Source organism: Streptomyces sp. NPDC046122 (assembly GCF_056429965.1).
Genome location: NZ_JBWKLQ010000003.1, coordinates 445,968 through 468,164, shown reverse-complemented (window position 1 = coordinate 468,164; position 22,197 = coordinate 445,968). Strand labels below are relative to the sequence as shown.

Here is a 22,197-nt window from a genome sequence, read left to right as displayed (position 1 = left end):
GTCCCCCTCCTCACCCCCACCCACGCTCCTGCGGCGGCCCCCGGCGCCGCAGGAGCGTCGCCGTACCCGCCGACGAAGACCAGCGCATCCCGCCAGGGGCGCGGCGAGGCAAGGAGCACGCATGGCAGCACCCCCGCACCCGGGCATCACCCTGGTCCGGATGACCGACGACCACGCGTCCTCCGTCATGGCGATCTACCAACAGGGCATCGACGAGGGAAACGCCATGTTCGAGACCACCGCTCCGCCATGGAGCGCCTTCGACACCGCCAAGCTCGCGGCACACCGGCTCGTGGCGCTGGATCATCAGGGACGGGTGGTCGGCTGGACCGCGGTGTCGCGTGTCTCTTCCCGGCCCGCGTACGCGGGGGTCGTCGAACACTCCGTGTACGTCTGTCCTACCGCGCGCGGAACCGGTGTGGGGCGCACGCTTCTGGAGGCCTTGATCGCCTCTACGGAGAAGGCCGGGCTCTGGACGATCCAGGCGGGCATCTTTCCCGAGAACTCGGCGAGCCTGGCCCTGCACGAGTCCGTAGGGTTCCGCGTCCTGGGCCGGCGGGAACGCGTGGCCCGCCACCACGGCGTCTGGCGCGACGTCCTGCTCGTGGAACGCCGCAGCCCGGTCGTGGAATGACTGATGCCGGTCACCCTGGCGACCGGCATCAGTCCGCACGTGCACTCGGTGTGGATCCGGCCCGTTCCGATCGCCGTGTCAGGAGAGTTCGAACGGCAGGTCCATCCCGTCGAGCGCTGTCGCGCACGCGCATCGCCTCTCGCGGTCCAGGACGTCGACGGTCTGCAGGACCAGGGCTTTCAGACGTTCCACGTTCGCCGCGAACACGTGGAACACCTCGTCCTGCGACACGCCTTCTCCGTGCTCCACGCCGGCGTCGTAGTCGGTCACCAGGGCTATGGAGGTGTAGCAGAGGGCGAGTTCACGGGCGAGGACGGCTTCCGGGTGTCCGGTCATGTTGATCAGGGACCAGCCCGCGGAGGCGTACCACCGGGACTCCGCCCGGGTCGAGAAGCGGGGCCCCTCGACGACCACCATCACACCGCCGTCGTGAACGTCGGCACCGGCCTCACCCGCGGCCTTGAGCACGGCCGCGCGACCCGAAGCGCAGTACGGGTCGGCGAAGGAGACGTGCGTGGCGCCGTGGTCGTAGTACGTCTGCACGCGGCCCGCGGTCCGGTCGACGAGCTGGTCGGGAAGGACCACGCTTCCGGGGCCGAGGGAGTCGCGCAGCGAACCGACGGCGCAGGGCGCCAGGACCTGCCGGACCCCGAGCGAGCGCAGGGCCCACATGTTGGCACGGTAGTTGATGCGGTGCGGGGGGAGTTCGTGGTGGCTGCCGTGCCGGGGCAGGAAGGCCACCAGGCGGTCGCCCACGGTGCCGACGGACACCGCGTCGGAGGGTGCGCCGTACGGGGTGGTGACCTCGACGCGCTGTACCGACTCCAGGAGTTCGTAGAATCCGCTGCCGCCGATGACCGCGATGTCCGCCGTCGGTGTCTCGTCGGATGGATCACTCATCGTTCTGGTCCTCCTGCGTGGGCGTGTGACCCGGCGCCGTCGGCCTGCCCGGGCGGGGTCGGGAAACGAGTGGGGTGAGGGCAGCGACGGCTTCGTGGCCGGGCACGGCCGCGCGTTCGTCGTCGGGGCGGCGCACGGCCACGGTCTGCCAGCCGGCCGCGGCGGCGGCGTCGAGCTCGGCGCCGACGTCGCTGACGAACAGCAGGTCGCCAGGTGCGTGCCCCAGTTCCGCCGCGATCGCACGGTAGGAATCGGCGTACGCCTTGGGGCCGATCGTCGTCAGGTCGAAGTAGCCGTCGAGCAGCGGACGCAGGTCCCCGTGCGCGGTGTGGCCGAACCAGTCCCGCTGGGCTGCCACGGAGCCGGACGAGTAGATGAATCGGCCTGTGCCCCGCGCCTTCCAGCGCTCCAGTGCGGGCGGGACGTCCGGGTACACATGACCGTGCAACTCGCCCGCCGCGTAGCCGCCGGACCAGATCAGTCCCTGCAGCGTCTTCAGCGGCGCCGCCTTCTCGTCCGCGTCGGCCCACTGCTCCAGGAGGGCCAGAGCTCTCGCCTCGTCGTGGGCCGTTCCGGTGTGGGCGGTGACCGCATCGAGGACCTGCTCCCATGGTGCGCTGCCGCGGTGCTCGGCGAGCCAGGAGGCGAGCCTCGCACGGGCGTAGGGGAAGAGGACGTCCCGTACGTGGCTGAGGGAGCCGGTGGTTCCCTCGATATCGAGGACCACGGCCCGGGGCCCGTTCCCGGGAACTCGGGCCTGCCGGCTGCCCGGCATCAGTCTTCCCGCAGGAGTACGTCGAGGCGGGGGAAGCCTTCGGCGATGGGCTCCTGGGTGAAGTCTCCCACCCAGCCGTCCTCCTTCTCGAAGAACCGGACGGCACAGAAGTCCGGCACGGGTCCCATGTCGAACCAGTGCCGCGTGCCGGCCGGCACCGACAGCAGGTCACCGGCCTCGCACACCACGGCGTACACGCGGTCGTCGAGGTGCAAGTAGAAGCAGCCGGTCCCCTGGGCGAAGAACCGGACCTCGTCCTCGGCGTGCCGGTGCTCGTCGAGGAACGTCGAACGCGCCTTGGCCGCCCGCTCCTGCCACTCCGCTCCCTCCTCGGGGTGGAGCCGGGCGACATCGACGAGGCGCAGCCCCCGGTCGGCGCACAGTTCGTCGACCTCGGCCCGGTAGGCGTCGAGCAGTTCCTCGGACGACGTCCGCGGCGTCACCTGTGCGCGTAGCGGCCAGCGAGTGAAGGAGACCGCCCTCTCGCGCAGGGCTTGTGCGATGGTCTCCTCGTCCTGCGTGCGGAGCAGCACGGTGTCCGGTGCGTCGTCCGGCATGATCTGCAGCAAGGTCATGGCGTGGTCCTGTCGTCGGGTCCGTCAGGCACGGGAGACGTGCAGCTCGGACTGGGAGAGCACGAGCAGCTGGCAGAGCGACTCGAGGCATTCGAGCCGGTTCTTCGCCTGGCCCGGCGAGTCGCCCCACGTGGTGATGCCGTGATCGGCCAGAAGCAGGCCGGGCGGGCCTTCCCGGTCGACCGCGAGATGGGCGGCGACGTCGTCGGCGATCCGGTCGACCTGGGGCCAGTTGGGGAACACTGGCAGGTCCGTGAAGGTCGGGTCCTTCAGTCCCAGTCCCTTGAGCAGCTCGAAGCGATCCACTCGTACCGAGGAGACAGCGTCCAGGGCAGCGGCACGGTGGGCGACGACGGTGGCGTACGGGGAGTGGACATGGATGACAGCGTGGGCTCCGGTGACGCGGTAGACCGCTGCGTGGATGCAGGTCTCCGCCGAGGGGCGGTCCTGGCCGGGATGGGACGCCTGACCTGTGCGGGCGTCGACCTCGACGACGTCCCGGGCGGTCAGTTCGCCTTTGTCCCGGCCGCTCGCCGTGATCAGTGCCCGGCCTGGATCGTCGGGCAGCCGCATGGAGATGTTGCCGGACGTGCCCGGCATCCATCCGCGCGCGTACAGGGTGCGGGAGATGTCGGCCAGGTGCTGGGCGGTCTGCTCACCGGCGGTTGTGGACGGCGCGTAGCTCATGCCCTCACCTCGGATGCGTGGTGGACACCGCGCTCGGAGACGATCGCGGTGATCAGGGAAGCGGGGGTGACGTCGAAGGCGGGGTTGTACGCGCGTGTACCGCGCGGCGTGGTGCGGACCCCGCCGTAGGAGGTCACCTCGTCCGCGGCACGTTCCTCGATGACGATGTCCCGGCCGTCGACCAGAGATCTGTCCCACGACGCCTCGGGGGCGACGACGATGAACGGGATGCCGTGGTGGGCGGCGGCGATCGCCAGTCCGTAGGTGCCGATCTTGTTGGCCACGTCGCCGCGCGCGGTGATCCGGTCGGCTCCGACGAGGACGCAGTCGACGAGCCCCCGGCTCATGGCCGCGGCGGCCGCGCTGTCGACGCATACGCGGTGCGGCACGCCGGCCTCAGCCAGTTCCCAGGCCGTCAGCCGGGCGCCCTGCAGGAGTGGCCGAGTCTCGTCGACGAGGACCTCGGTGACCTTTCCGGCGTCGGCGAGGGCGAGAATCGTGCCGAGGGCGGTACCCACGGCCGCGGTCGCGAGCCGGCCGGTGTTGCAGTGGGTCAGGAACCGCAGGGACCGCTGCGGGCAGCGGTCCAGTACGGCCCGGACCGCGTGGGCGACCATCTGCCGGTTGACCGCCCGGTCCTCGTTGATCATGACGGTGGCTTCCGAAAGGACCGCGTCCGGGCCGTCGGCGAGCCTCCCGAGAACCCGGCCGACGGCCCAGGCCAGATTGACGGCCGTCGGGCGGGCGGCTGCGAGCCGCTGTGCGTCGGCGCGCACGGCCTCCTGCCCGTCGCCGGTGCCGCCGGGCGAGCAGTGTGCGTACGCCGAGAGCGCGACGCCCAGGGCGCCCGCGAGGCCGATGGAGGGGGCACCCCGTACCGCGAGTGTCGTGATGGCGGTGATGACGTCGTCCACGGTGTCCAGACGCAGGAGCCGCCTCTCGTGCGGCAGCGCGCGCTGGTCGACGGTGACGATCGCGTTGTCTTCCCAGCGCAGTGACGGCTGGTCGGAGGGCTTGCTCACGGGCGGCGGCTCCTCGGGGGCCTGAAAGGTGGAACCGGTCAGTCGGTCAGGGGGCGCGACCGCAGTTCGACCAGGGTGGGCGCGGCGTCCACGTCGGCGGTCACCTGCTCGTGGTCCTCGCCGACGGCGATGACGTAGCCGTACCGGTTCATGTACGCCCGGGGCGGGAGGACCAGTCGGGTGCCGGGACCTGCCGTCGCAACCGCGCTGTGCACCGTGCGCCCGAAGAGGTCGTTGCGGACGGTCACTTCGACCGCCTCACAGTCGGTCTCCGGGTAGAGGAACCTGATGGCGGCGGTCCTCTGTGCCTTCGGCGCGGTGTCGGGGGTGAGCCCGGCCGCCACGTGGGCGGCGGCGACGGCGGGATCGGTGCCGGTGGCGAGCATTCCGATCAGGGGGATGAAGTCGCCGCCGAGGCGCGCGTTGATCTCGACGAGGCGCGGTCCCTTGGGGGTGAGCTTGAACTCGGTGTGCGTGGCGCCATGTTCGAAGCCGAGCGCCTTGTGGATGCGGTGCAGTTGGTCCAGGAGTTCAGCGTCCTGGAGGAGGGGGTCAGCAGCGTCGACGGTGTGGCCGGTCTCTTCGAAGTACGGGTCCATGCCGACCTGCTTGCGCGCCACGATCATCGGGGTGCACACGCCGTCGACGACGACCGCGTCGATGCTGATCTCGGGACCGGTGAGGTACTCCTCGACCAGGACGTCGGCGTCGTAACGGGGTACTCCGGGCCAGTTGGCGGAGCTGGCCGCCTCGAAAGCCGCTTCGACTGCGTCGCCGTGGTCGGCCCGGACGACACCGAGGCTGCCTGCGAGGCCACGGGCCTTGACCACCACGGGGTAGCCGGTCGCGTCGGCCGCACGGCGCGCCTCGGCCGCCGTGGAGACCGGGGTGCAGGCCGGCTGCGGCACGTCGGCTGCCGTCAGCCGTCCCCGAGTGGTCGCCTTGTCGCGGCAGGCGAGCACCGCGTCGGGCGCGCTTCCGGGCAGGCCGAGGGCTTCGGCGAGGCGCGCGGCGGCGTGCACGAGGGACTCGTCATAGGTGAAGACCCCGGCGACGGGATGCTGTTGCATGACCTTCTTCGCCTCGGCGAGGAGTTCGTCGAGGTCCTTGGTGTCGAGGAGTGAGGCCCCCTCCACGTACGGCAGTTGCCAGCTCGGCTCGTGGGCGTCGAGGAGCCACAGGCGGAAGTGGCGTGAGACGGCCGCCACGATGTACTCCCGGTAGCGGCGGTCACCGCTGCCCATGAGGAGCAGGACCGGTGCCTCGGTGGTAGACGAGTGCGGGTGGGGCGTGGCGGCCATGGTGGGAAACCTTTGTGTCGACGTGTGGTCGGGGCCGGGGCCGGCCGACAGGGCGGGGCGGAGCCCAGGCCGGCAACGGCACTGTCGGCCGACGGCCGGAACCATGCCAGTGTCAAGCGATGTATGTCAATAGATCGATGAATGACCGAAGGGCCACCCCTTGCCAGGCGTCACCGCCGCACGGTGCCCCTGCCCCGATTCGCCCGCCTCTGTTGGTGCTTGAGAACGCCAGTCAGGTTACCCAGTGTGGGTGTTCATGCAGATGAGCCCGGTGAGGACAAAGAGTGTCCCCGCGCCTTGCGACTCCTGCGGGTGCCGTCGTCCGGACTGTGAGAAGGCACCTGGGCGGCGCGACGCGCGGCGAAATTCGATCGGCGGCCATCGATGATTCACATGGCGGATGGCTCGTGGTGCAACCTGCCCGGCGCGGTCGCCTGCGTGGTCAAGCCGCCTGCATCGGGGTCGCGAGAGAGGCGGGGAGAGAGTAACCTTCGCGCACGGATCGCGACCCGCAGCCCGCGGGGTCACGGGCGAGTGGACGTCGAGACGTCGCGGGCGCTCCGAAGGAGAAGCGGCCGGACTTTCAACCGCAAGGCCGCCGGGCCACAGAGGCTTCGTGCCCTCCGTCGGCCAGACCGCCGAAGAACGTGGCCAGATCGGCCAGCGCCTCGGGGCGCAGCCGGTAGTAGGTAAAGCGCCCGCAGGGCTCGCCCTCCACGACACCCGCTCCCCGGAGAACCCGGAGATGGTTCGACAGATTCGTCTGCCGCGCGCCCGTCTCCTCGACGAGATGAGTCGTACACAGCGACTCACGGGCGAGCAGGCACACGATGCGGAGCCGCAGAGGGTCCGCCAGGGCCCTCAGCAGCTCCGCGTTCACGGACGTCAGCATGGCCTGATCGTGACACACCGAGCACAACCAGTGTCAACCAACGGATTCTTGAACGCCCTTGTATCGCAGCCCATTTGAGGAGACGTAGGTGCCCCGGATGCCCTCTGTCCTGTTCGTCTGCATTCACAACGCCGGTCGGTCCCAGATGGCCGCCGCGTGGCTTCGCCACTTGGCCGGCGACCGGATCGAGGTCCGTTCGGCGGGCTCCGCGCCGGCCTCGGCGGTGAACTCGGCGGCGGTCGAAGCGATGCGCGAAGTCGGCGTCGACATGTCCGCGGAGGTCCCCAAGGTCCTCACCACGGAAGCCGTCAGCGAGTCGGACGTGTGCGTCACGATGGGCTGTGGGGACACCTGCGAGGTCTTCCCCGGCAAGCGCTACCTCGACTGGAAGCTCGACGACCCGGCCGGGCAGGGGATGGAGGCGGTGCGCCCCATCCGCGACGCCATCAGGGGCCTCGTCGAGAACCTCATCGCGGAGATGGACGCGCCGTCGGCGCGTTGAACCAGAACGGTCAGAACGGCGAGCAGTCGACACCTCGGGGGAAGGCATGCTCCCTGAGCCCCTGAAGAGCATCCCAGCGGATCGAGAACCAGGCCCAGGTTCCTCGCTGTTCACGGCGCAGCAGCCCTGCTGTGGTGAGAATCTTCAGGTGACGGCTCACCGTGGGCTGCGCCAGGTCGAGCGACTCGGTCAAATCGCAGACGCAGAGTTCTCCGGTCGGCGACTGGTCGATGAGGTGGACGATCTGCAGGCGGGTCTGGTCGGCCATCGCCTTCAACTGCGCCGTCAGCACCTCGACTTCGCCCCGGTCGATCAGCAGCCCCGGGGAGCACGGGACACAGTGCTCCGCACTCACGTCCTCGACCGGTACACCCGCCACAGGAATTGCCATCCTGACACCATACGAGCCGACAAGATCCCACGGCGAATCCGAGGACCGATATCCGTCAGGCGTTCACCGTTCGTTCACCCGCGCCGCATCAGCGCAGAAGGGCCGCGATGGCGCGCGCGGCTTCGCGCGCGGGACGGCCGACGCCAACAAGGGTGGCAGAGGCGGGCCCGGTCCAGTCGCCGTACCCGAGCAAATGAAGTCGGGGCTCTCCCACAGCCTCGGTATCCCGGGTGGGGACATGTCCGCGAGGACCGCGGAGCCCGAGCGGGGCGAGGTGGGCGAGAGCAGGACGGAATCCGGTGCACCAGATGATCGCGTCGGCCTCCGCCCGCGTACCGTCCGCCCATTCGACACCGGTCCCCGTCACACGCGTGAACATCGGCTGCGCCTTGAGGAGGCCCGCATCGCGGGCTTCGCGTACCGGCGGTACGGCGACGATGTCACCGAGCGAAGCGACTCCCCCGCCGTCGGCAAGGCCTTCATCGAGAGCACGGCGGCGGGCGGTGGCGTGGTCGAAGAGGGCACGGCCGTCGATGTCGTCGGCCAGGAACCGCGCGGGTCGCCGCGTGACCCAGGTGAGGTCGGTGTCGTACGCGAGATCGGCAGCGACCTGCGCTCCGGAGTTCCCGCCTCCGACGACGATGACCCGCATTCCGGCGAACTCACCGGGAGTGCGGTACTCGGCGGTGTGGAGCTGCCGCCCCAGAAAGGAACCGCGGCCCGGGACAGAGGGAAGGAAAGGCCGTGACCACGTTCCGGTGGCGCTGACGACGGCGCGGGCGCGCCGGACACCGGAGTCGGTCTCGACGCGCAGGTGCTCGCCGTCGCGGCGGACCGCCTCAACCCGAACGGCCCGCTGTACGGGGAGCTCGTATCGCCGCTCGTAGTCGGTCAGGTAGTCGACGACGTGGGCGGCCTCGGGGTACGTCTCCCCCTGCTGCCGCGGCATGAGGCGACCGGGCAGGGAGGAGTACGCGGCCGGCGAGAAGAGACGCAACGAGTCCCACGCGTGCTGCCAGGCCCCGCCCGGCGCGGACTGAGCGTCCAGGACGGTGAAGTCGAGGCCGCCGAGGCGGCGCAGGTGGTATCCGGCGGCGATTCCAGACTGGCCACCGCCGATCACGACGACGTCGAGTGCCTTGCTCATCTCCTCGGCTTCCCTTCATAGGGCTGCGCCTCGCCCCGGCCGGGGGGCGAGGCGCACAGTAGCGACACGGCGGGGCTACTGCTGGACGGGGGCGAACTTCTTGCGCCAGGCCAGCGACACGTACACGAGCGCGACCAGGACCGGGACCTCGATGAGGGGGCCGACGACTCCGGAGAGCGCCTGCCCGGAGGTGACGCCGAAGGTGGCGATGGCGACGGCGATGGCGAGTTCGAAGTTGTTGCCGGCGGCGGTGAAGGCAAGCGTTGCGGTGCGGTCGTACTTGAGGCCGATGGCTTTGCCGAGGGCGAACGTGCCGAACCACATGACCGCGAAGTAGACGAGAAGCGGGAGGGCGATCCTTGCGACATCCATCGGCTGCGAGGTGACGGTCTTCCCCTGCAGGGCGAAGAGGATGACGATCGTGAAGAGCAGCCCGTAGAGCGCCCACGGTCCGATCTTCGGCAGGAACTTCGTCTCGTACGACTCCCGACCCGTCCGCTTCTCACCGATCCGTCGGGTGAGGAATCCGGCCACCAGCGGGACGCCGAGGAAGATGACGACGTTCAGGGCGATCTTCCACATCGAGATGTCGAGCGTCTCGCCCTCGCCGAGGCCGAGCCGGCCAGGCAGCAGGTCGAGGTAGAACCAGCCCAGGACACCGAAGGCGATGACCTGGAAGACCGAGTTCAGGGCGACCAGGACAGCGGCGGCCTCGCGGTCGCCGCAGGCAAGGTCGTTCCAGATGATCACCATGGCGATGCAGCGCGCCAGACCCACGATGATCAGGCCGGTGCGGTACTCGGGCAGGTCCGGCAGGAAGATCCAGGCGAGGGCGAACATGAGCGCCGGACCGAGGATCCAGTTGCTGACGAGCGACGAGACAATGAGCTTCTTGTCGCCGGTGACGGCGTCGAGCTTGTCATACCGGACCTTCGCGAGGACCGGGTACATCATGATCAGCAGACCGACGGCTATCGGCAGCGAGATGCCGCCGATCTCGATCGCGGCCAAGGCGTCATTCAGGCCGGGGACCAGCCGCCCGAGCCCGAGGCCGAGGCCCATGGCAAGGAGGATCCAGACGGCGAGGAAGCGATCGAGCGTCGACAGCTTCCCGACGACCGAGGAATCCGCCGCCGGAGCGGGCGCTTGGGTGGGGGTCACGGACAGGCCCTCTTGTTCTCGGCAGCGGTACGGGCGCACTCGGCCAGGTCGGCGAACTGCCCGGCGAGCCGGGCGATGACGTCCGGCTTCAAGCGGTAGTACGTGAAGCGACCACAGGGCTCGGTCTCCACCACACCGGCCTCACGCAGCACGCGCAGGTGGTTGGAGAGGTTGGTCTGCTTGGCGCCCGTTTCCTCGACGAGGTGGGTGGTGCAGAGGGTCTCGCGGGCGAGCAGGGTCACGATCTGGAGCCTGAGGGGGTCAGCCAGAACCCGGATCAGATCAGTGTCGACTGACGTCATCATGGACTGATACTGTCACATCACTCGCTGCTGATACCAGCCGGGGCTGACCTCTTGCCGGCAAGGAAGAACCGATGACCACCGCTCCGCTCGCCTCCGTGCTCTTCGTCTGTGTCCACAACGCGGGCCGCTCCCAGATGGCCGCCGGGTTCCTCAACCACCTGGCCGGCGATCGCGTCGAGGTCCGCTCCGCCGGTTCGATTCCGGGCGACCAGGTCAACCCGGCCGCCGTCGAGGCCATGTCCGAGGTCGGCGTCGACATCTCCGACCAGAAGCCGAAGGTGTTGACCACCGAGGCCGTCCAGGCGTCCGATTACGTCATCACCATGGGCTGCGGCGACGCCTGCCCGATCTTCCCCGGCAAGACGTACCTCGACTGGGCCCTGGAGGACCCGGCCGGCCAGGGTGTCCAGGCCGTCCGTCCGATCCGCGACGAGATCATGGGCCTGATCGAGGGCCTCATCGCCGAGATCGACGCGAAGCAGGAGGCGTGACCCCCTTGACCGACTCGGATGCAGCGGCCGGGGCGACGTCCGTGAGGTCATCGTCATAGGCTCCGGCCCGGCCCGATGCACCGCAGCTCTTTACACCGCCCGCGCCCCGAACTCCTCACCGGCCAGGTCGACCTCGACGACGAGGGCTACATCAAGGTGGAGGCGCCCTCCACTCGTACGAACCTGCCGGGAGTCTTCGCCGCCGGCGACGTCGTCGACCACACCTACCGTCAGGCCATCGCTGCGGCAGGCTCCGGCTGCCAAGCCGCACTCGACGCGGAGCGATACCTGGCCGCCCCTGCCGACACGAGTAAGGCCGCCGCCAGCGTCGCCGTTACAGCCTGAGGCCACACCGAAGCCCACGCTGTCGACCCTCCCCATGAACACCAGCTCCTGCCGGTCACGTTGGCGGACCTGACAGGCAGGAGCTGGCCCTCTGCTCTACGGCCACGAGCGAGCACAAGGAGCCGGCGACGAGACTCGTCGCCGGCTGATCTGCTCTGCCCACTGCTCCGGCCTGCGACCTGTACGAGGCCGCCGCACTCGGTGGTCAAGCGTTTATGCCCTGAGGAGGACCCTGCTTCCGAGGTGAATGCGGACGGAGGCCGACGAGTGCGGCACGGCAGCGGCCGAAGAGGGCCTTCAGCCGGATTCCGGCTCCCGGCAGGAGTGGGCCTGGGCGCCGATGAGGATGTCGGCGGCGCTGGGGAACTCGGTGATGCAGCGGGGGTTGATGGCGTACCGAATGCTGGCACCGGCACGGCGCCTGGTCAGGAAGCGGGCAGTGTGGAGGATCTTCAGGTGGTGCGAGACGGTCGACTGGTTGAGTCGAAGATGAGCGACGATCTCACCCACCGGCACGGGACCCGGCCGACTGCTCAGGAACCGCATGATGCGGATGCGCGTGGGGTCGGCCAGGGCTCGGAACCAGCGGGCGTACTCCTCGACGATCTCCCGGTCGAGTGACGTTTCGGACATGGGAATCCTTAGCGGACCACGAGGATCACCGCCGCCGCGCCGACCGCGGCGAAGGGCGGGCCGGCCGGGTAATCAGGAGCAACGAGTCCGTGGCGACGCCGTTACCCCTGTTGGCCGATACACGCGCGGGGATCGGCACACGGGCGAGCACCACCGTGCACATCGTGGCCGGAGCTTGAGCTCCGGCCACGGCTCGGGTGCGACGACGTGGTCAGCAGCAGGTGCCGCCGGGCGCGCACTCCTGCGCGCCGGCGGTGCTGTCGACCGGCTTGTGGGCGCGGATGATCGCGGCGTGCAGGCCGTCGGCCGCTTCCTGCGTGAAGACGACCTCGGCGTCCTTCAGGCCGACCGCGTCGAGGAGTTCCTTGTACTCGGCGACGGACAGCGCGCCGGCGATGCACTGACTGTGTCCGCCGCGCTCGGCCCGCTCCTCGGGGCTGAGCCGGTCCTCGGCGACCACGTCGCTGATGCCGAGGCGTCCGCCGGGGGTGAGGACACGAGCCATCTCGGCGAAGACGGCGGGCTTGTTCAGCGACAGGTTGATCACGCAGTTGGAAATGATCACGTCGACGGTGTCTGCCGGCAGCGGGATGGACTCGATCGTGCCCTTGAGCAGGACGACGTTGTCGATCTCGGCGTCCTCAACGTTGCGGGCGGCCAGAGCGAGCATCTCCTCCAGGAAGTCCAGGCCGAAGACGCGGCCGTCGGGGCCGACGCGCCGGGCACTGAGGATGACGTCCAGGCCGCCGCCGGATCCGAGGTCCAGGACCGTCTCGCCCTCGCGCAGTTCGGCGACGGCGCTCGGGTTGCCGCAGCCGAGGCTGGCGAGGAGAGCGGCGTCGGGCGCGGTGCCGGGGCCGATCTCGTCGTATGCGGCGGGGCCGAAGGTCTGCGGGTCGGGCGAGCAGCAGGCGCCGCTCGTTTCGGCTTCGGCGGCCTTGGCCCGGTAGTACTGCCGGACCTCTTCCTGCAGGCTGCCGGCCGTGGTGGTGTCGCTCATGACGGGTGGTCCTTCTCGGTCAGGCGCCGGCGGGGGCGAGGCGGTGTACGGGGCGCGGGTAGGAGGGCTTGAACGACACCGGGGTGGTCGCCGAGGAGGCGACGGCGGTGGCGAGGTCGGCGGCCTGCACCGCCTCGGTCACGGCCGCGTCCAGAGCGTCGGGCTCGCAGGCGACCCGGGCGTTGACGACAGCGCGTCCTGACGGCGCGTCGGCCTCGGTGGCGCGGTCGAGGGTGGGCTGTGCGCCGGACTCGGTGAGGCTGAGTTTGGCGAAGTCGCCGTCGGCCGTCTCCACGGTGATCTTGGCGTGGCCGATCACGGCGTCGTGCTCCGAGGCCCAGGCGGAGAGCTCCTGCAGGACGGTGCGGGCCCAGGCGGTCGCGTCGAATCCGTCCCCGGCGGCGGTGAGGTCGAGCTCCTGGTTCATCCATGCGAGCTGGGCCTCGGCGGCGGCGTAGCGGTCGTAGTCGATGTCGAGGACGACGTCCTCGTTCGTGGCCGGCGCCTGCCACGCGTCGAGGAGCGTCTCCAGGTGAGCGCCCGTGGTGGCGGAGTATCCGACGACGGTCGCCTTCGGGTTGCTCGCCCGGAGCGAGGCGAGGAGCTCCTCGGCCCGGTCCGCCTTGATGGTGTCCAGCTTGTTCACGGCGATGACATCGGCCTCGGTGACCTGCTGGCGGAAGAGATACGACAGGTCCGACTCCGGCCCGCCCCGCTCGGCGGCGCGGGCGAAGGCTAGGTGTCGCAAGGGGTCGACCACGGTGGTCAGCGGCGCGACGACCATGTCGTCGCCGTAGTACTGGCGCAGCGGCCGTACGACGGTGGCCTGGAGGTCCGTGCAGCTGCCGACGGCCTCGGCGATCACGGTGTCGACGCTGTCGGAGGCTACCAGGGCGACGATGGCCTCGACGAGGTCTTCGAACTTGCAGCAGAAACAGCCGCCGGTGACCTCGGCGACGCTGTCGAGCTTGCTCCGTACGAGTTTGGTGTCGACCAGTTCGACGCCCTGGTCGTTGGTGATGACGGCGACCTTGCGGCCCTGCGCCTGGAGCGCGAGCGCGGCGGCGGTCATGGTGGTGGTCTTGCCCGCCCCGAGGAATCCGGTCAGGGGGATGAAGGTGATCATGGGGTCCTTCTCGTCCTTGTCGTGGAACCGGGCGGGGTCAGCCGCAGCAGCCGCTGTCGCCGGAGGCGTCCAGGAGGGGTAGATTCGCGGGCTGGGCCGGGGCGGGGGACGCGGTGCCGAACGCGACGCGCCTGGTGTTCCCGAAGGCGTCGAGCCAGGCACTCGCCTGCGGCCGCAGCGCCGGGTCCGACAGCAGCATCGACGTGGTGACTTCGCGCGGGGTGCAGCCGCGCAGGGCCTTCGCCTGGTGGGCGCCGGCGCCGAACTCGACGGTACGCAGCCCCTCGGCGTAGGCGTCGCGGACGGGCGCGTCGAGGACGAGGGCGAAGTAGATGCCGCTGCGCTCGCCGATCGCGGCGTAGTCGAAGCCGGCCCACTTCGGGAACAGGCGGTGGTTCTTGCGGACAGTGACGCAGGTGGCGACCAGCGCGCCGTGCTTGTAGCCGAGGTAGGCGCGGACGTCCGCGCCCTCGTCGATCAGGGCGGAGAGGATGCCGACGATGTGCTCGGGTTCCTCGCCGGCGCCGTTCTTCTCCCGGTTGAGGCAGGTGAGTTCGGCGATGCGCGCGATGTACGGGCGGATGTCGGTGCCGTCGACGCGCTCGATCGTCACACCGGCGGCTTCGGCGCGGCGCACGTCGCCCTTGATGCGCTGGCGCTTCTTCAGCGGCAGGGCGGCGAGGTGTCCTTCCCAGTTCGGAGCGTCGAGGCTCATGAAGTCCTCGTAACCCCAGAAGGTGCTGGAGGCACCGGCCGCGTTGAGCGCGTCGACCAGGGCGTCGTTGCCACGCCGGCTGGGGATCCAGGGGGCGACGATGCATTTGATGCCGGCCTCGAACGCGGCCGGGACCAGCTTGTCGACGATGGCGCCCATCAGGGTGGGCGTCCAGAAGTTGTAGGCGACCTCAGTGCGATAGCCCAGCGGGGATCCGAGCAGGAGCGTCGGGAAGAAGGGCTCGGTTCCCAGGGCGCCGACCTCGGCGCTGCGGGCGGCGTCCGTCTCGGCGCCGCAGCACACCTCTTCACCGGAGGGCGCCTGCCACCCGAGGTAGGTGCGCGGCTCGTGGTCGACGACCGGCGGGGTGGTGAGGATGTAGCCGGGGAGAAGGGCCAGCTCGCCGCGGGCGCGGTGGGCGAGGGTGTGCCAGGGCTGGACGTCGGGCAGTACCTTCTCCGTGGCGCGGAGCCAGGTGGGTCCGAGGTACGGCCACGAGTCGGTGAGGCCGGCGAGCTCGCCACTCCAGTCCATGTCGGGGAGCGTCTGGCCGGTGGAGATGACGACGCGGGGTGATCCACCCATGTCAGTGTCCTTGTCGTGTGATCGGGCGGGTCAGCACTTCACGCAGCAGCGGATCTTGCCCGCGTCCTCGGCGTCGGTCCGGCGCTCCTGCCAGAGCTCCTCGACGCGCTTGTCGGGGTGAGTCCACTCCACCCAGAAGCCGCGGTCGACGGTGGCGATGTCCTCCATCCACGGGGAGGAAAGCAGAGGGGAACCCTTGAAGAGCAGCAGCCGGGTCTGCAGTGCGGTGGGGTCGGTGACCCGGGCCAGGCCCGTGTCGACCAGCCAGTCCTCGAAACCGAGGAGCTCCTCGTATTCGATCCACGGGGTGAACGGGATGAACGTCGGGTACAGCTCGAAGCCGATGCGCTCAGCCTCGGCGACCGCCTCGCGCATGTGGTCGACGTCGATGTGCTTGTCGAAGATGCGCAGGATGCGGTTGGAGGGGAACTCAAGCGCGCAGGTGACGCGGCGCAGCCCCAGCGAGACGAGCTTTTCCAACTCCTTGGTGTAGTCGAGGACGTGGTCGACGCGCGTCGTGAACTCGAACGTGATCGGACCGATGGCCTCGACGAGCCGCTCGACCACACCGATGCCGATGGTGCGTGAGTTGAAGAACTCGGCGTCGATGAAGCAGAAGTGCCGGACACCCTCCTCCGCGAGCTGCAGGGCGTCGGCCAGGACGCTGTCGGCGTCGTAGGCGGCGACACCACCGTCGTACGCGCCGTAGACGGAGCAGTAGGTGCACTTGTGGTGACAGCCCCGGGACGCCTCGATATTGCCCATCAAGCCGAACTGTGAGTGGTGTGCCGGGTAGTGCACGAGGGAGGGGAACAGGTCACGGGCGGGCTTGGTGACCGAGATGCGCCGGCGCGGGGGCTTGGGCCGCATGCCCGTCCGGGTCATCAACGCGGGTACCGCGTCGAGGGCGATGGTGCCGGCGGCAAGCTGCGCCAGCTCCTCGCTGATGAGCTCGGGCTCCTCCATGATGATGCCGTGGGCGACGTCGAGGAACTCCCGATGGTTCATCTGCGCGTACTGGCCGAAGGTCACGACCGTGGTGCCGTACGCCTCCGAGACCCTCCGCGCGAGGGCGATTCCGCGCTCGAGACCCTCGAACTGCTGGACCGAGACGAGCGTGAGGTCGAAGGGGCCTTCCGGCATGGCGTCGGGAAGCAGGTGCGCGTCCCAGCCGACGACATCGGCGCCATGGTGCTGCAGAGCGGCCGCCGCACACGCGGACGTCAGGGGCTGGAGCTCCGCTTCGAACGCGGAGGCAACCAGAACACGGGGACTACTCACACTTCCCCCCAGGGAGTGATCAAAGAGCGTGACAGATTGAGATGGGGCCGGGTCAGAGCCCTGGGCCGGCAACGAGGTTTTCGGCCGACGGCCGGAACCCTGCCAGCGTTGAGCGATGTATGTCAATAGATCGATGAATGACGAAGAGCATCCCTCCACCCCGCAGTCACCACAGAAGGCCGCTGCCCCGATTCGCCCTCGTCTGTGGCTGGTTGCGACGAGGGCAGCCGACCGCTGAACTCCGGTTAAGGTCACAGCCTGAAGCCGTCCGGGCGAAGGTGCCGGACGGCGACCCACTCGGCTTCGGATTTCGTGGCCGCCCCCAGGCAGCGCACTCACCGCTCCGGCGCGTGGCCACAAATTCAATCGCCGATCATCGATGATTTCGTCAGTCAAGATGTCGCCAGGGCGACGCAGAGGCGGTAGCGTTCGCCCACGGCATCGCGCTCCGCACCTGGGGTCAGCGGGTGAACGGGTACCGATGCCAAGATGCGTGAGGCCCTTCAAAGGGGAGTGGGCCGAGCACCAGTTGTTCAGGGCGCATCAGCGCCCTACGGCAGCCCCCTATGGTCCGGAGCGAGTTCGACGGGGAACGCGAGAAGGATCGCAGGGGCATCCGGCTGCAAGCCGTAAGCAGCCGTCGCCCGGTGTCCACCGCGCCGCACTCCCCGAGCACCTGCAGGCTCGTCCGGCGTCCACTCGCCTCGTCCACGCGGCAGTTGGTGGCGTCGGCGGGAATGCCTGCCGCACTTCTGCGTCCTGACGGCCGACCGCGGACCAGCACGCCACAAGTCGGCGATCCGCCATCTGTGTTGTTCCCCGATTCCCACCCCTTCCATCACCGCAAAGGCACCGCCATGTCTTTCATGCCCACTGAAACCCGCGGCACGGCAACACGCCTCACCGGACGGCGTGTCCGCCAGGGCGCCTCCGTCGCCTCCGCCGCTCTCCTGCTCTCCGCCGCCCTGACGGGCTGCGCCGACTCCGCGAAGGCAGGTTCGGACGCCGTCCAGGCCAGTGGCTCCACCACCGTCGCCCCGGTCGCCTCCGACGCCGCCGAGGCGCTGAAGGCCAAGGGCCTGAACATCACCGTCGCCACCCAGGGCGGCTCCGCCGGCGGCATCTCCCAGCTCGGCACCGGCCAGATCAACATCGCCCTCAGCTCCAAGCCCCTGTCCGACGAGGACCACAAGGCGTACCCCGGCACGGACTTCGTCACCACGCAGATCGGTGCGGACGCCGTCGGAGTCATCATCACCAAGGAGGTGGCCGACGGCGGGGTCAAGGGGCTTTCCAAGGCTCAGGCGGCGGGCCTGTTCGAGGGAAAGATCACCAACTGGAAGGAGGTCGGCGGTCCCGACCTCCGTGTCTTCGTGTACGACAAGGAGCCCGGCCGCGGCACCCGTGAGGTGCTCGACAAGTTCATCTACGGCGAGGGCGAGCCGCCGGCCCCGCCCAAGTCCGCGAACTACGCCATCGTCGGCGGCAACCTGGAGACCCGCAACAAGCTGAAGTCCACCCGCGGTTCCATCGCCCCGCTGTCGACCGGCTTCATCGAGGGGCACCCCGAACTGGTCGCCGTGCCCCTGGAAGGCGTTAGCCCCACCCTGGCGAACGTGGCGTCCGGCAAGTACCCGATGACCCGACCTCTGTACATGATCACCAATGGCCGGCCGAAGGGCACCGTCAAGCAGTACATCGAATACATCCTCTCGGCCGAGGGCCAGAAGCTGCTGCCCAAGCACGGCTACCTCACGCGCGAGCAGATGGGCCTCTGACCATGGGTCTCACTCTGGAGCGCCCTGCCCGGGCGCCCGGACCCGCCGTGTCGCGGCCCTCCTCCGGGAAGGGCCGCGGCAACCGGGCGAGATGGGTCTGGGGTTGGGCGTACAGCGGCATCCTGTCCGTGCTGCTCACCCTCGCGGTCCTGCTCGGCTACCTGGTCACGGGCATCGGGAGCGGAACCGTCGACTGGACGGCGCTGCTCACCTCATCCACCTGGAGTCCGGGGAACCTCTCCTTCGGCGGCCTGGCCATGATCTACGGCTCAGCGGTCGTGTGCGTCCTGGCACTCATGCTCGCCGTCCCGATCGGCTGGGCGGCGGCCGTGGCCCTGTCCGAGTACCTGCCGCCCCGCCTCGCCAAACCGCTGCGCCTGAGCATCGAACTCCTGGCAGCGGTCCCCTCCATTGTCTACGGCCTGATCGGCATCATGGTGATCCGGCCGTTCGTAGCGGACCTCGGTGACGTGCCGGGCGGTGACAGCCTGCTCGCCGCCGGCATCGTCCTCGCCGTCATGATCATGCCGACGATCGTGGCGGTCAGCGTGGACGCACTGGCCGCCGTGCCCGACCGTTACCGGGAGGCCGCGTACTCCCTCGGCCTGACCCGCCGCGAGGTCGTCCGCTCCGCCGTCCTGCCCCAGGCCCGTCCGGGCATGCGCGCGGGCGTCCTCCTCGGCCTCGCCCGGGCACTCGGTGAGGCCATCGCGGTCTTCATGGTCATCGGCCGCGCCGACGGACGGCTCCCGGATTCGCTGGGGAACTTCTTCTCCTCCCTCACGCGCCCCGGTCAGACGCTCACCACCAAGCTGGCCGGCCCTGAGCCGATGCTCGCGGGGACCTCCGGCCCGTACTTCGCGGCCCTGTGCGGGCTGGGCATCGTGCTGCTGGCCCTGGTCGCCGTCGCCACCGTGTGGGGCACCCGCGGCTCCACGGGACGGATCCCGCGCGCTCCACGTGCCCGCTGGTCCTCCGCGTGGCTGCGCACTCCGAAGGACCGGCTCACCACCGTCGTCCGACTCGGCGCCCTGCTGCTGCCGGGGGCCCTCCTCGTCGGCATGCTCGGCATCCTGCTGACCCGCGGCGGCGCGGCACTCAACCCAGTGTTCTGGTTCTCGGCCTCCGAGGGCGCGGCGGGGGGCGGCATACGCGACCAGATCCTCGGCACGCTCCTGCTGCTCGCGACCACGGCGCTGATCGCGCTGCCCCTCGGTTACGGAGCGGGCATCGTGGTCGGCACGCGTGCCTCCCCGAAAACCGCCCGCGTCCTGGAGACACTGACCGTGGCGATCGGCGGGACCCCCACCATCTTGCTGGGCCTCGCAGGGTACGTACTGTTCTGCACGACCATGGGCTGGGGCCGTTCCTGGCTGGCCGGCGCCGTGGTCCTGGTGCCCGTGGTGGTGCCGGTGGTCGCCCTCACCACCGCGGGCCGGATCCGGAGCATGCCGGGGGAGATCACCGAGGCCGCACTCGCACTGGGCCTCACCAGCTCCCAGTACGTCCGCTCCGTCGTCATCCCGTACACCTGGCCGGCCACGCTCACCGGTCTGCTGCTCGGCCTGGCCCGCGCGGCGGGCGAGACGGCCCCCCTGATCTTCACCGCCACGGTGTTCTTCGGGGCACCCGCCCTCCCGACCGGCATCGTCAACGCTCCGGTCCAGGCCCTGCCCACGCACATCTTCACCCTGTCGCAGGACTCGGGCGCCCCCGAGGCGATCGCCCAGGCATGGGGCAGCGCCCTCGTCCTGGTCCTGATCACCGCGGGTCTGCTCAGCCTGGCGGTCTTCCTGCGCAACCGCTTCGAAGGAGCACGACGATGGACGACGTGACAACCGGTGTCACGACCATGGACGAAACGGTCGACACGACTGTCATCGCGGTTCGCGACCTGCAGATTTTCGACGGCACGAAGCGCCTGGTCGGACCGGTCACGTTCGAGCTGGCCACCGGATCCACCACCGGCCTGTGCGGCCCGTCGGGCGCCGGCAAGTCCACGGTGCTCCGCGCCCTGGTCGACCTGCTGCCCCACGGGCTCCGCCGTCAGGGCGAGGTGGCAGTGCTCGGCCGTCCCGTCCGGTACGGCAGGGGCGACTCCAGCCTGCGCAGCACGGTCGTCCTGGTACCGCAGACCCCCGTCGTCTTCGGCGGCAGCATCCTGGACAACGCCCTGTTCGGTCTCCGTCACCTGGTGCGGGCGTCCCGGACGGAGATGCAGGACCGCGTGGAGCAGGCACTGCGGGAGGCAGGCCTGTGGAGCGAGGTCTCCGACCGGCTGGACACGCCGGCCCAGACGCTCTCCAACGGGCAGCGTCAGCGGCTGTGCCTGGCCCGGGCCCTGGCCCTTGAGCCGTCGGCCCTGCTCCTCGACGAGCCGACCAGCGCCCTGGACGAGCGGAGCCGCGACGCGGTCGAGGAGTCCGTGGCGGCCCTGCGGGGCAACCGGACCGTCCTGCTCGTCTCTCACGACCCCGCACAGGTGGAACGGCTCTGCGACCGGACGGTCCGTATCGACCTGCCGCACTCCTGCGAGCCTTCCCGGGCAGCGGTCTGAGCGTTCGTCCACTCCGCACTCCGTGCCCACTCGGACCTGGGCCCGCCGTCACGTGGAAGGCGCGACGGCGGGCAGCAGGAGCACGACCGGGATCCGGCGGCTCCGCCGGCCAGCCCGACGGCAGGCGGCGCCGGCCAACTGAGAATCCCCGTCACAGCACGTCAGCGGCGTACGCGCGGCATTCCCAGGCCGATCCACGAGATGATCTCGCGCTGGATCTCGTTGTTGCCGCCGCCGAAGGTGAAGATGACCGCGCTGCGGTAGCCGCGTTCCAGTTCGCCGCGGAGGACCGCGCCCGCCGATCCTTCCTTCAACGGACCGGCCGCGCCGACGACCTCCATCAGCCAGGCGTAGGCGTCGCGGCGGGCCTCGGAGCCGTAGACCTTCACGGCGGAGGCGTCCTGCGGCGTGAGCACGGCGTGCTGGAGGGCGGAGACCATCTGCCAGTTGAGGAGCTTCATCGCGTCGAGCCGGGTGTGGGTCCTCGCGAGCCGGCCGCGGACCCAGCCGAGGTCGATGACGCGGCGCCCGTCCGCGAGCTTCGTGCCCGCCGCCCAGCGCTGGACGTCGTGCAGCGCGCGGACGGCCATGGTGCCGTGGGCGGCGAGGGTGACGCGTTCGTGGTTGAGCTGGTTGGTGATGAGCCGCCATCCCTTGTTCTCCTCGCCGACGCGGCGGGAGACGGGGACGCGGATGTTCTCGTAGTAGCTCGCCGTGGTGTCGTGCGAGGCGAGGGTGTTGATGAGGGTGCACGAGTAGCCGGGGTCGCTCGTCGGGACGAGCAGTATGGTGATGCCCTTGTGGGGCGGCGCGTCGGGGTCGGTGCGGACGGCGAGCCACACCCAGTCGGCGGTGTCCCCGTTGGTGGTCCAGATCTTCTGTCCGTTGACGACGTAGTGTCCGGTCGTCCCGTCTCCCTCGCGCACGGCGCGGGTCTTCAGAGCGGCGAGGTCGGTGCCCGCGTCCGGCTCGCTGTAGCCGATCGCGAAGTCGATCTCCCCGGCGAGGATCCGGGGCAGGAAGTACGCCTTCTGCTCGTCCGTGCCGAACCGCATGAGGGTCGGGCCCACGGTGTTGAGGGCCATCAGCGGCAGCGGTACGCCGGCCTGCGCGGCCTCGTCGAAGAAGATGAACTGCTCCATGGGCGAGAGCCCCCGTCCGCCGTACTCCTCGGGCCAGCCGACGCCCAGCCAGCCGTCCTTGCCCAGGCGGCGGACGGTGGCGCGGTAGAAGCGTTTCCGGGCCGCCGGTTCGGCGTACCGGGCGTAGGCGTTGTCGGGTACCAGTTCGGCGAAGTACGCACGCAGGTCGGCGCGCAACCGCGTCTGCTCAGGCGTGTATGCGAGGTGCACGGCCCCTCCAGAGTGTCGCGTTCCCTACGGGCGGCGCACACA

At 69.9% G+C, this 22,197-nt stretch carries 23 protein-coding genes and 1 pseudogene; 7 read left to right on the top strand and 17 right to left on the bottom strand.

The window, feature by feature from the left end; translation table 11 throughout:
- Positions 1–121 precede the first annotated feature (121 nt).
- Positions 122–634: an N-acetyltransferase family protein gene (locus tag AC07FK_RS11415; protein ID WP_479104639.1), complete on the top strand. Its 513-nt coding sequence runs from the start codon at positions 122–124 to the stop codon at positions 632–634.
- Positions 635–712: 78 nt separating this feature from the next.
- Here the strand turns inward: AC07FK_RS11415 and AC07FK_RS11410 are convergent, their stop codons facing one another.
- The 7 genes from AC07FK_RS11410 to AC07FK_RS11380 form a co-directional block, all read right to left on the bottom strand.
- Positions 713–1,534: an S-methyl-5'-thioadenosine phosphorylase gene (locus AC07FK_RS11410; RefSeq protein ID WP_479104638.1), complete on the bottom strand. Its 822-nt coding sequence runs from the start codon at positions 1,532–1,534 to the stop codon at positions 713–715.
- A complete protein-coding gene (gene mtnC, locus AC07FK_RS11405) occupies positions 1,527–2,309 on the bottom strand; it encodes an acireductone synthase (protein WP_479104637.1) in 783 nt (260 codons plus the stop codon). The genes AC07FK_RS11410 and mtnC overlap by 8 nt, the downstream gene beginning before the upstream one ends.
- Positions 2,309–2,884, bottom strand: a complete 576-nt coding sequence (locus AC07FK_RS11400; RefSeq protein ID WP_479104635.1) for a 1,2-dihydroxy-3-keto-5-methylthiopentene dioxygenase — start codon at positions 2,882–2,884, stop codon at positions 2,309–2,311. The genes mtnC and AC07FK_RS11400 overlap by 1 nt, the downstream gene beginning before the upstream one ends.
- A gap of 24 nt (positions 2,885–2,908) precedes the next feature.
- Positions 2,909–3,571, bottom strand: a complete 663-nt coding sequence (mtnB, locus tag AC07FK_RS11395; RefSeq protein WP_479104634.1) for a methylthioribulose 1-phosphate dehydratase — start codon at positions 3,569–3,571, stop codon at positions 2,909–2,911.
- On the bottom strand, positions 3,568–4,593 hold the full coding sequence (gene mtnA, locus AC07FK_RS11390; protein ID WP_479104632.1) for an S-methyl-5-thioribose-1-phosphate isomerase: 1,026 nt from the start codon (positions 4,591–4,593) through the stop codon (positions 3,568–3,570). Before mtnA ends, mtnB begins: the two co-directional genes overlap by 4 nt.
- Before the next feature lie 38 nt (positions 4,594–4,631).
- A complete protein-coding gene (locus AC07FK_RS11385) occupies positions 4,632–5,894 on the bottom strand; it encodes an ATP-grasp domain-containing protein (protein WP_479104630.1) in 1,263 nt (420 codons plus the stop codon).
- Between the two features lie 583 nt (positions 5,895–6,477).
- Positions 6,478–6,786 carry an ArsR/SmtB family transcription factor gene (locus AC07FK_RS11380; RefSeq protein WP_479104628.1) on the bottom strand — a complete coding sequence of 103 codons (309 nt, stop codon included), beginning with the start codon at positions 6,784–6,786 and terminating at the stop codon, positions 6,478–6,480.
- An 88-nt stretch (positions 6,787–6,874) separates the two neighbouring features.
- On the opposite strand from AC07FK_RS11380, the gene AC07FK_RS11375 reads away from it, so the two are divergent.
- Complete coding sequence (locus AC07FK_RS11375; protein ID WP_479104626.1) at positions 6,875–7,288, top strand: arsenate reductase ArsC; 414 nt, start codon at positions 6,875–6,877, stop codon at positions 7,286–7,288.
- Positions 7,289–7,298: 10 nt separating this feature from the next.
- On the opposite strand, the gene AC07FK_RS11370 is transcribed toward AC07FK_RS11375, so the two are convergent.
- The 4 genes from AC07FK_RS11370 to AC07FK_RS11355 form a co-directional block, all read right to left on the bottom strand.
- Positions 7,299–7,679 (bottom strand): ArsR/SmtB family transcription factor, encoded by a 381-nt coding sequence (locus tag AC07FK_RS11370; RefSeq protein ID WP_479104624.1) that lies wholly within the window; start codon positions 7,677–7,679, stop codon positions 7,299–7,301.
- 88 nt (positions 7,680–7,767) lie between these two features.
- The gene (locus AC07FK_RS11365; RefSeq protein WP_479104622.1) at positions 7,768–8,826 is read right to left on the bottom strand and encodes an ArsO family NAD(P)H-dependent flavin-containing monooxygenase; all 1,059 of its coding nucleotides are present in this window, start codon (positions 8,824–8,826) and stop codon (positions 7,768–7,770) included.
- A gap of 75 nt (positions 8,827–8,901) precedes the next feature.
- Positions 8,902–9,987: an ACR3 family arsenite efflux transporter gene (gene arsB / locus AC07FK_RS11360; protein ID WP_479104620.1), complete on the bottom strand. Its 1,086-nt coding sequence runs from the start codon at positions 9,985–9,987 to the stop codon at positions 8,902–8,904.
- The gene (locus AC07FK_RS11355; protein WP_479104618.1) at positions 9,984–10,292 is read right to left on the bottom strand and encodes an ArsR/SmtB family transcription factor; all 309 of its coding nucleotides are present in this window, start codon (positions 10,290–10,292) and stop codon (positions 9,984–9,986) included. Before AC07FK_RS11355 ends, arsB begins: the two co-directional genes overlap by 4 nt.
- A 71-nt stretch (positions 10,293–10,363) precedes the next feature.
- On the opposite strand from AC07FK_RS11355, the gene AC07FK_RS11350 reads away from it, so the two are divergent.
- On the top strand, positions 10,364–10,783 hold the full coding sequence (locus AC07FK_RS11350; RefSeq protein ID WP_479104617.1) for an arsenate reductase ArsC: 420 nt from the start codon (positions 10,364–10,366) through the stop codon (positions 10,781–10,783).
- Positions 10,784–10,876: 93 nt separating this feature from the next.
- Positions 10,877–11,128, top strand: a pseudogene (locus tag AC07FK_RS11345) (FAD-dependent oxidoreductase); the annotation flags it as partial.
- Positions 11,129–11,425: 297 nt separating this feature from the next.
- Here AC07FK_RS11345 and AC07FK_RS11340 read toward each other — a convergent pair.
- From AC07FK_RS11340 to arsL, 5 genes are all read right to left on the bottom strand, one after another.
- Entirely contained in the window at positions 11,426–11,761 is a 336-nt protein-coding gene (locus AC07FK_RS11340; protein WP_479104615.1) for an ArsR/SmtB family transcription factor, read from the bottom strand.
- A 211-nt stretch (positions 11,762–11,972) separates the two neighbouring features.
- Positions 11,973–12,761 carry a methyltransferase domain-containing protein gene (locus AC07FK_RS11335; protein ID WP_479104613.1) on the bottom strand — a complete coding sequence of 263 codons (789 nt, stop codon included), beginning with the start codon at positions 12,759–12,761 and terminating at the stop codon, positions 11,973–11,975.
- Between the two features lie 19 nt (positions 12,762–12,780).
- Positions 12,781–13,887 carry a GTP-binding protein gene (locus AC07FK_RS11330; protein ID WP_479104611.1) on the bottom strand — a complete coding sequence of 369 codons (1,107 nt, stop codon included), beginning with the start codon at positions 13,885–13,887 and terminating at the stop codon, positions 12,781–12,783.
- 37 nt (positions 13,888–13,924) lie between these two features.
- A complete protein-coding gene (locus AC07FK_RS11325; protein ID WP_479104610.1) occupies positions 13,925–15,187 on the bottom strand; it encodes a GNAT family N-acetyltransferase in 1,263 nt (420 codons plus the stop codon).
- Between the two features lie 30 nt (positions 15,188–15,217).
- On the bottom strand, positions 15,218–16,468 hold the full coding sequence (gene arsL / locus AC07FK_RS11320) for an arsinothricin biosynthesis radical SAM protein ArsL (RefSeq protein WP_479104608.1): 1,251 nt from the start codon (positions 16,466–16,468) through the stop codon (positions 15,218–15,220).
- A gap of 866 nt (positions 16,469–17,334) precedes the next feature.
- Here arsL and AC07FK_RS11315 point away from each other — a divergent pair.
- The 3 genes from AC07FK_RS11315 to AC07FK_RS11305 are packed head-to-tail and all read left to right on the top strand — an operon-like array spanning position 17,335 to position 20,803.
- A complete protein-coding gene (locus tag AC07FK_RS11315) occupies positions 17,335–18,246 on the top strand; it encodes a phosphate ABC transporter substrate-binding protein (protein ID WP_479104607.1) in 912 nt (303 codons plus the stop codon).
- Positions 18,247–18,248: 2 nt separating this feature from the next.
- Positions 18,249–20,081 carry a phosphate ABC transporter permease subunit PstC gene (pstC, locus tag AC07FK_RS11310; RefSeq protein WP_479104605.1) on the top strand — a complete coding sequence of 611 codons (1,833 nt, stop codon included), beginning with the start codon at positions 18,249–18,251 and terminating at the stop codon, positions 20,079–20,081.
- The gene (locus tag AC07FK_RS11305) at positions 20,069–20,803 is read left to right on the top strand and encodes a phosphate ABC transporter ATP-binding protein (protein ID WP_479104604.1); all 735 of its coding nucleotides are present in this window, start codon (positions 20,069–20,071) and stop codon (positions 20,801–20,803) included. The genes pstC and AC07FK_RS11305 overlap by 13 nt, the downstream gene beginning before the upstream one ends.
- A 161-nt stretch (positions 20,804–20,964) precedes the next feature.
- Here the strand turns inward: AC07FK_RS11305 and AC07FK_RS11300 are convergent, their stop codons facing one another.
- Positions 20,965–22,155, bottom strand: a complete 1,191-nt coding sequence (locus tag AC07FK_RS11300; RefSeq protein ID WP_479104602.1) for an acyl-CoA dehydrogenase family protein — start codon at positions 22,153–22,155, stop codon at positions 20,965–20,967.
- Positions 22,156–22,197: the final 42 nt, after the last annotated feature.

Coding starts and splice junctions, on each gene's coding strand:
- pstC (WP_479104605.1), top strand. CDS start 18,249: ATGGGTCTCACTCTGGAGCGCCCTGCCCGGGCGCCCGGACCCGCCGTG.
- AC07FK_RS11350 (WP_479104617.1), top strand. CDS start 10,364: ATGACCACCGCTCCGCTCGCCTCCGTGCTCTTCGTCTGTGTCCACAAC.
- AC07FK_RS11380 (WP_479104628.1), bottom strand. CDS start 6,786: ATGCTGACGTCCGTGAACGCGGAGCTGCTGAGGGCCCTGGCGGACCCT.
- AC07FK_RS11335 (WP_479104613.1), bottom strand. CDS start 12,761: ATGAGCGACACCACCACGGCCGGCAGCCTGCAGGAAGAGGTCCGGCAG.
- AC07FK_RS11315 (WP_479104607.1), top strand. CDS start 17,335: ATGCCCACTGAAACCCGCGGCACGGCAACACGCCTCACCGGACGGCGT.
- AC07FK_RS11340 (WP_479104615.1), bottom strand. CDS start 11,761: ATGTCCGAAACGTCACTCGACCGGGAGATCGTCGAGGAGTACGCCCGC.
- AC07FK_RS11325 (WP_479104610.1), bottom strand. CDS start 15,187: ATGGGTGGATCACCCCGCGTCGTCATCTCCACCGGCCAGACGCTCCCC.
- AC07FK_RS11400 (WP_479104635.1), bottom strand. CDS start 2,884: ATGACCTTGCTGCAGATCATGCCGGACGACGCACCGGACACCGTGCTG.
- AC07FK_RS11365 (WP_479104622.1), bottom strand. CDS start 8,826: ATGAGCAAGGCACTCGACGTCGTCGTGATCGGCGGTGGCCAGTCTGGA.
- AC07FK_RS11370 (WP_479104624.1), bottom strand. CDS start 7,679: ATGGCAATTCCTGTGGCGGGTGTACCGGTCGAGGACGTGAGTGCGGAG.
- mtnC (WP_479104637.1), bottom strand. CDS start 2,309: ATGCCGGGCAGCCGGCAGGCCCGAGTTCCCGGGAACGGGCCCCGGGCC.
- mtnB (WP_479104634.1), bottom strand. CDS start 3,571: ATGAGCTACGCGCCGTCCACAACCGCCGGTGAGCAGACCGCCCAGCAC.
- AC07FK_RS11355 (WP_479104618.1), bottom strand. CDS start 10,292: ATGATGACGTCAGTCGACACTGATCTGATCCGGGTTCTGGCTGACCCC.
- AC07FK_RS11415 (WP_479104639.1), top strand. CDS start 122: ATGGCAGCACCCCCGCACCCGGGCATCACCCTGGTCCGGATGACCGAC.
- AC07FK_RS11410 (WP_479104638.1), bottom strand. CDS start 1,534: ATGAGTGATCCATCCGACGAGACACCGACGGCGGACATCGCGGTCATC.
- AC07FK_RS11305 (WP_479104604.1), top strand. CDS start 20,069: ATGGACGACGTGACAACCGGTGTCACGACCATGGACGAAACGGTCGAC.
- AC07FK_RS11330 (WP_479104611.1), bottom strand. CDS start 13,887: ATGATCACCTTCATCCCCCTGACCGGATTCCTCGGGGCGGGCAAGACC.
- AC07FK_RS11385 (WP_479104630.1), bottom strand. CDS start 5,894: ATGGCCGCCACGCCCCACCCGCACTCGTCTACCACCGAGGCACCGGTC.